This is a genomic window from Okeania sp. SIO2B9, from assembly GCF_010672505.1.
In the GTDB taxonomy this organism is placed as follows: domain Bacteria; phylum Cyanobacteriota; class Cyanobacteriia; order Cyanobacteriales; family Microcoleaceae; genus Okeania; species Okeania hirsuta.
Map to the genome: position 1 here is coordinate 1 of NZ_JAAHGK010000029.1, position 7,390 is coordinate 7,390.

Here is a 7,390-nt window from a genome sequence, read left to right on the forward strand (position 1 = left end):
AGGTAAAACAAGGATATTTGTCATTTTATTTGGGCTTATGGTGGCGAGACTATGCTGAAGGAAATCGTCAGGAATATCAGCATAGTTGTCTACGAGCAAAAGATTATTTTCAGGAATGTATAAATTGTTTTGAATTTGCTCAAAGGAGCGATTTAGTTGATAGATTTATCAATTATTTGGCAGAGGTTAATCATCGACTTTTGGATTGGGATGAGTTGGAAAAAGTTGCTGAAAAGGCTTTAAATATTCATCAAAGTCATCAAACCAAATTTAGGATGGCAAGAACTTATGGATTTTTAGCAGAAGTTAAGTCGAATCGAAAAGCTTGGCATGAAACTCAAGAATTTGCTGAACAAGCATTATCTTTATTAGCAGAAGCTGTTGTTGAAATATCTAATGATTCTGAAAAAACTAATCCAGTATTAGATTGGGAACTCCACTATCACAAAGGTTGGTATTTATTTTCTTTAGCTAAAGCTCAAAAAAACCTTGACCAAGTAGAAACAGCAGTTACAACTTTAGAAGCAGCAAAAACTATAACTAAGCCTAGTTACGACCCCGAACTTTATCGGTTAATTTTGAAAGAATTGGGAAATTGTTATTTCCATAGAGGAGATTATTTAAGGGCATTTAATCAAAAATTAGAACAACAAGAAATTGAGACTCAGTTTGCCATTAAAGCTTTCATTGGAGCTGGGAAATTACAGCCAAGAAAACATCGTTCTAATCCTGATTTATCCTCGATTCAAGCATCAAAAAAATTAACTCAAGAAATAGCTACTTCTGGTAGGTTGCCGGATGTGGAGAATTTAGTCAGTCGGATTAAAGTTTCTCACCATAGATTCACAATTTTGTATGGTTCTTCTGGAGTTGGTAAAAGTTCTTTAGTGGAAGCTGGATTAATTCCAATTTTGAAAGGAGATTCTGTAGATGCTAGGGATATTTTGCCAGTTTTGCAGCAAGTTTATACTGATTGGAGGCAAAATCTTGGTGATAGTTTGGTAAAGGCTATTTCAGAATTGGAAAGTAGGGAATATAATCCCCCTAAATCCCCCTTAGAAAGGGGGACTTTGAAGACTTCTCCCCTAGAAAAGGGGTGTTTTGAAGACTCTTCCCTTAGAAATATGAGGCACATTGACAATCCCCCTAAATCCCCCTTAGAAAGGGGGACTTTGAAGACTCTTTCTAATGATGACTTATTGTCAATTTTAAGAGCGCTGGAAAAGCAGAATAAAGTCACTGTTTTAATCTTCGACCAATTTGAGGAATTTTTCTTTAATAACAAGGATATAAATCAACGACTACAATTTTATGATTTTCTCCAAGAATGTTTGAAAATATCTTTTGTCAATGTAATTATTTCCCTGCGGGAAGATTTCATTAACTATCTTTTAGAATGTAATCGTCTGGTCAGTTTAGATATTATTAATAATGACATTCTCAGCAAAAAGCATATCTATTATATTGGTGATTTTTCTATCGAAAATGCTAAGTCGGTAATTCAAGGGATAACATCCCAGACTACTTTTACTTTAACCCCAGAATTAATAGATGAATTAGTCAAAGATTTAGCAGGAAATTTGAATACTGTGCGACCAATTGAGTTACAAATTGTGGGGTCGCAGTTGCAAAATGAGAATATTACTACTTTAGTAGAGTATCAAAAAAAGGGTCCGAAACAAGCTTTCGTCGGGCGGTATTTAGAGGAGGTAATTAAGTATTGCGGACCGGAGAACGAAAGGTTAGCAAAAGTAGTTTTATATTTCCTCACAGATGAGAATAATACTCGCCCTCTGAAAAGTCGGGTGGAGTTGGAAGAATATACAGAAAAACCCGAACGGATGGAATTAATTTTAACTGTTTTAGTTAAGTCTAGGTTGGTATTTAGAATTCCCGCAAGTCCTTCAGATAATTATCAATTAGTTCACGATTATTTGGCATATTTTGTCAGAAAAGAAATGTCAGAAGCAGCTCAGATATCTGCTGAGTTGGAGAAGGAAAGAGAGCTGCGGAAACAGACAGAAAAAATGTTAAATGATGCTTTGAAAAAGCAATTAAATTCTGCCCGTCGTGCGGCTATTACTTTAGGGGGAATGATGTTGGCATTTGGGGCAGTTGCTATTATGTCTACCTTAGTTGGAGTTAACACTTATTTGTTAGGTTTAAGTTCTGCTTCTAAGCAAAATCAAGAATTAGATCGGTTAGTATCTGCTATTGAAACAGGAAAGAAATTAAAATGGTTATCCTTTGGAGCAATGCCAGAAATAAAACTGGAAGTTTTGTCAGAATTAAGTACAGCAATTCAGGAAGTAAAAGAGTTTAATAGATTTAAACATGAGGATGGTGTAACTCATATTAGTGTTAGTAATGACGAGAAAATGATTGCTACGGGAAGTAAGGATGATACGGTAAAAGTTTGGTGGGTTGATGGTAGTCAAGAGGAAAAAACTTTTGACGAACATAAGGATGATATTACCCAGGTTGGCTTTAGTTCTGATGGTAGAATGATTGCTTCTGCTAGTAAAGATAATTCGGCAGTAGTTAGGTGGTTAGATGATAGTAGAGAATCTATTTCTTTACCACATAATGAGGAGGTACTGGATGTTAGTTTTAGTTCAGATAATCAGTTTGTAGCGACAGGTTGTAAAGATGGAAAAGTTCAAATTTGGAGTGTAAAAGATGGTAGTTTAGTGAAAACTTTTGATAGTCATACTGCTCCTGTTGCCCACGTTAGTTTTAGTCCGAATGGTAAAATTGTTGCTTCTGCAGATAATTATGATAATGTGAAACTTTGGTTTATTGATGAAGAGAAAGAAGAAGAGATTGATAATTATGCTACGACTGATATTGAGTTTATAGATGATGAAACTATTATTTTTTCGAGCCGAGGTAATGATTTTAAAATCTATAAAGTGAATGGAGAACTTATAAAAAGATATGGTGAATCTTTAGCAGATTATACTCATAATATTATTAGTAATCATAGAATGTTTATAGTTTATGTTGATGATTATAATCAAAATTATGCACAAATATTGACAAGAAGCAATTATCATACTTACCTCCGTTATTTATACACTTTTCAACACGGAAATTTAAAGAATCATAGTGAAAATATATCTCATCTAAGCTTTAGCCCCTATGACAAATTTATAATATCAGCTAGCGAAGACGATACAGTAATACTTTGGAAAATAGACAATTTTTTGAAAATTTTTGATTACCATAGTCCTTTTTTTTTCCTGCATCGGAAAAACAGTTTTGATAAATCTTTAAATGCAGATATTGTACCAATTAATACATCCCTCAAAAAAATCGAAATACAGCAACAGGATAAAAATTTGATAACAACAATAATTGTGCCACATTCTTATGTTTTTAGTTTCAGTCGTAACAATCAAAATTTCATTACTAATAGTGATGACTATAGTTACACTCCTAAATTGTGGAATACTGACAAGAAAGAAATAGCTTTACAGAAAAATACTGGATATCTAAAAAACATCAAAGTTAGCCCTGATGCAAAAACAGTTGCAGCTATTAATAATAATAACATTATTCAATTGTGGAATAACAAAGGATTTCCACTAAAAATTCTAGAACATAATCAAGTAAAAAAACTGGCTTTTAGCCCAGATAGCCAAATTATTGCTTCTGTCAGTTTTTATGGCATTAAAATTTGGAGCAATGAAGGTGAATTAATTGCGGAATTAGATGGAGATTATCAAAAACTACAAGATATTTTTTTTAGTCCAGATAGTCAGGTCATTACTGTTATATGTGATAATCAAGGGATATTTTTGAATAGAAGCGGTAAATTAATAAATTCTTTTGATGGCCATAATGAAAAAATTGAAAAAATTCTTCTCAGTCAAGATAAACAAATAATTGCTACTCAAAGTTACAATCAAGTCAAACTATGGAATCTTAATGGCAAATTAATTAAAGATTTAGGCGGACATCATCAGAAAGTTGAAAAGGTTATTTTCAGTCCAGATAGTCAGATTATTGCTTCTATTGGTGATGATAATTTTGCGAAAATTTGGAGAAGGAATGGTACTTATGCTGGTAAATTAGAGCACCGAGATCAAGTAGAAAGTTTGGATTTTAGCCTTGATAGTAAAATAATTATTACTCTTAGCTATAACCCTGACAGGGAAGAAAATAGTGTAATTAATCTTTGGCAAAGTGATGGAACTCTAATGAAGCCATATCAACAAATTAATGATCCTGGTATTAATAATATTGAGTTAAATCCAGCAGGCAATATTATTGTTTCTACTTCTGGTAATATTATTAAACTTTGGAATCTTGATGGAAATGTTGTTTCCCTTATAAAAGGACATTATGGAGAAATCAATGATGTCAAGTTTAGTCCAGATGGTGAAATAATTGCCACAGCTAGTGACGATAAAACTATTAAGCTTTGGAATGAAGATGGTAAAGAAATAAAGACTCTTAGAGGACATAAATACCCTGTTCAATCTATAGAATTTAGTCCAGATGGAAACTTCTTTGCCTCTATTGATGATGATGATGAATATAGTATAGACGGAGAAAAGACAATCATTTTTTGGGATAAAGAAGGTAATCTTTTAAAAAAAGATGTGAGGGGAGATAAAGTTAGATTTCAGGAGGAAAATAATTCTATTACTTCTATTACTTCTACTAATGACAGCTCAGAATGTGAGACTTTGATATTCTGGCAGCTTGATGGTAAAAAATTCAATACTCCTCAAGAATCTAAATCTTGTGATGAGTTTTCCAAAATTTTAGACTATAGTTATGATCGCCAAACAATTGCTTGGGGTAAAACAGAATATCCTTTGAAACTCTGGAGTCTTGATGGTAAGTTAATCAGAACTTTCAAGGGTCATAGTGCTTGGGTAAATAGCGCTACTTTTAACCATGATGGAACAAAAATTGTCTCTGCTAGCGACGATAAAACTATTAAAATTTGGCACAAGGATGGTCAGTTGCTCAACACTATTAAAGAAAAAGATATAGTAAACACTGCAAGTTTCAGTCCTGATGGCAAAACAATTCTCTCTGGTGGTGATGAAAAAATATTGAAGCTTTGGAGTCTTGACGGAGAATTGATTAACCCTCCTTTTGAGGAAATTCATACAGATAAAATTATTAAGGCAACTTTTAGCCCTGATGGCAAGAAGATCGCTTCAGTTAGTGAAAATAATAATGTCATAATATGGAATGTAAACACAAGAGAACACAAAGAGATTAAAAATAGCGAGGAAGTTAAAAGTATTAGTTTCAGTCCTAATAGTGATATCCTTACCATCGAACACGAATATGGTAAAGTAACACTCCATCTACTCAATGGCATCTTTGTCACAGAAACCGAACTCTACACAACCAATTCATTCTTAGGCGAAAAATTTAGTCCTGATGGGAAAGCGATCGCTGTACAAAACCAGTCAGGAGTCTTGCTATTAAATGCAGACTTAGACGACTTACTTAACCGTGCTTGTAATTGGGCGAGCGCTTATCTCAAAACTACTGAAAATGAAGATATCAAACATCTTTGCGATTAAGACCTTCCTCAAAAACATTACAATATTCTTTAACTTCATTATTATTCGAGCGTACTGATAACTGATAACCAAAATACCCATGAACAAAACCCAAACAAAACCACCCACAGACACTTGGATAACAGCAACTTGGCAAGAATATATCCAAATTATTGAAGACCCAAGTTACGAAAAAGCCAAAGTTTACTACCACAACGGAAGACTCAGAATTGAAATGTCACCAGTGGGTAACGCTCATGCTAGTGACCACGCATTTGTTATTGGAGTAGTTGGTCTGTTTGCTGCCACCAAAAACATCATGCTCAACGGTCTAGATAATGGCGCTTATGACAAAACCGAGTATCTCGCTGCTCAACCTGATGCTTCCTATTACATTGGTGAAAATGCTGATGTCATTCCTTGGGAAACTTTTATTATCGATCTTGGTATCTATCCTCCACCAACCCTAGTTATAGAAGTTGCCAATGCTTCTTTGACAGATGATAAAGGGGAAAAACGTTTGTTGTATGAAGCAATGAATGTTTCTGAATATTGGATAGTTGACGCGGCCTTGAAGGCGGAAGTTATTGCCTTTGCGGTTGCCGATGGAGGTAGTAAAAGAATTAATGAGTCTCAAGTTTTGCCAGGGTTAGCCATTTCTTTATTAGAAGAAGCACTGCAACGCACTCGCCAGGAAAATCAAACTCAAGTTTACACTTGGTTATTTAATCAGTTTCAGTCGTAGGGAATAGGGAATAGGGAATAGAGAATAGGAGTGAAAAGCATTTCCGTTGTTAAGATTCATCATTAGTCTATGTTTTAACCAATTCTTTATTAAATAATCCTTCTGACAAACTAAAATTTTCTGACAACAAAGCCACTGATAACTGATAATAGCGTAGCGCACCAGGCAACGTTAAAAATGGTGCGTTACACTCCACTTCGTTCCGCTAACACACCCTACTGGACTATAATAAAAAATACACCTTTTTTCCTGTAAACCCATGAACAAAACTCAAACACAACTACCCACAGATACTTGGATAACAGCAACTTGGGAAGAATATATCCAAATTATTGAAGACCCAAGTTACGAAAAAGCCAAAGTTTACTACCACAACGGAGGACTCAGAATCGAAATGTCACCATTAGGAAGCGATCATTCTAACGACCATGTACTTGTCGTCGCAGCAATTACCCTCTTTACCGTCACGAAAAGCATCACCCTGACTGGTAAAGATAATTGCACTTACAGCAAAACAGGATGTCAAGCAACTCAACCCGATCTTTCCTATTACATTGGCGAAAATGCTGATGCCATTCCTTGGGGAACTTCTATGGTTAACCTAGATATTTATCCTCCACCAAATCTAGTTATAGAAGTTGCCAATACTTCCCTAGCAGATGATAAAGGGGAAAAACGCTTGTTGTATGAAGCAATGAATGTTGCTGAATATTGGATAATTGACGTACAGAAGGTAGAAATTATTGCCTTTGCTATTGCTAATGGAGGTAGTCAAAGAATTAGCCAGTCTCAAGTTTTTCCAGGGTTAGCAATTTCTTTATTAGAGGAAGCACTGCAACGCAGTCGTCAAGAAAATCAAGCTCAAGTTTACGCTTGGTTATTCAATCAGTTTCAGTCGTAGAATTTGCTAAGGTAGAGCGATCGCCTATTTTGGCTATAATAAAAAATACACCTTTTTTCCTGTAAAGCAATGAACAAAACTCAAACACAACTACCCACAGATACTTGGATAACAGCAACTTGGGAAGAATATATCCAAATTATTGAAGACCCAAGTTACGAAAAAGCCAAAGTTTACTACCACAACGGAGGACTCAGAATCGAAATGTCACCA

4 protein-coding genes are annotated in these 7,390 nt (G+C 34.7%); 3 read left to right on the plus strand and 1 reads right to left on the minus strand.

The genetic code is table 11. The features are described 5' to 3' along the window. Positions 1–17: 17 nt before the first annotated feature. Together F6K13_RS02425 and F6K13_RS02430 are read left to right on the plus strand one after the other, a co-directional pair. The gene (locus F6K13_RS02425) at positions 18–5,552 is read left to right on the plus strand and encodes a WD40 repeat domain-containing protein (RefSeq protein WP_287286756.1); all 5,535 of its coding nucleotides are present in this window, start codon (positions 18–20) and stop codon (positions 5,550–5,552) included. 79 nt (positions 5,553–5,631) lie between these two features. After that, positions 5,632–6,276, plus strand: a complete 645-nt coding sequence (locus F6K13_RS02430; protein WP_124154560.1) for a Uma2 family endonuclease — start codon at positions 5,632–5,634, stop codon at positions 6,274–6,276. 67 nt (positions 6,277–6,343) lie between these two features. Here the strand turns inward: F6K13_RS02430 and F6K13_RS02435 are convergent, their stop codons facing one another. Then, the gene (locus F6K13_RS02435) at positions 6,344–6,472 is read right to left on the minus strand and encodes a hypothetical protein (RefSeq protein ID WP_282433618.1); all 129 of its coding nucleotides are present in this window, start codon (positions 6,470–6,472) and stop codon (positions 6,344–6,346) included. Positions 6,473–6,535: 63 nt separating this feature from the next. Between F6K13_RS02435 and F6K13_RS02440 the strand changes: the two genes are divergently transcribed. Further along, complete coding sequence (locus tag F6K13_RS02440) at positions 6,536–7,177, plus strand: Uma2 family endonuclease (protein ID WP_124154559.1); 642 nt, start codon at positions 6,536–6,538, stop codon at positions 7,175–7,177. The last annotated feature ends 213 nt before the right edge of the window (positions 7,178–7,390 follow it).

Bases quoted from the DNA above. Each gene is read 5' to 3' on its own strand.
- F6K13_RS02440 (WP_124154559.1), top strand. From the start codon at position 6,536: ATGAACAAAACTCAAACACAACTACCCACAGATACTTGGATAACAGCA.
- F6K13_RS02430 (WP_124154560.1), top strand. From the start codon at position 5,632: ATGAACAAAACCCAAACAAAACCACCCACAGACACTTGGATAACAGCA.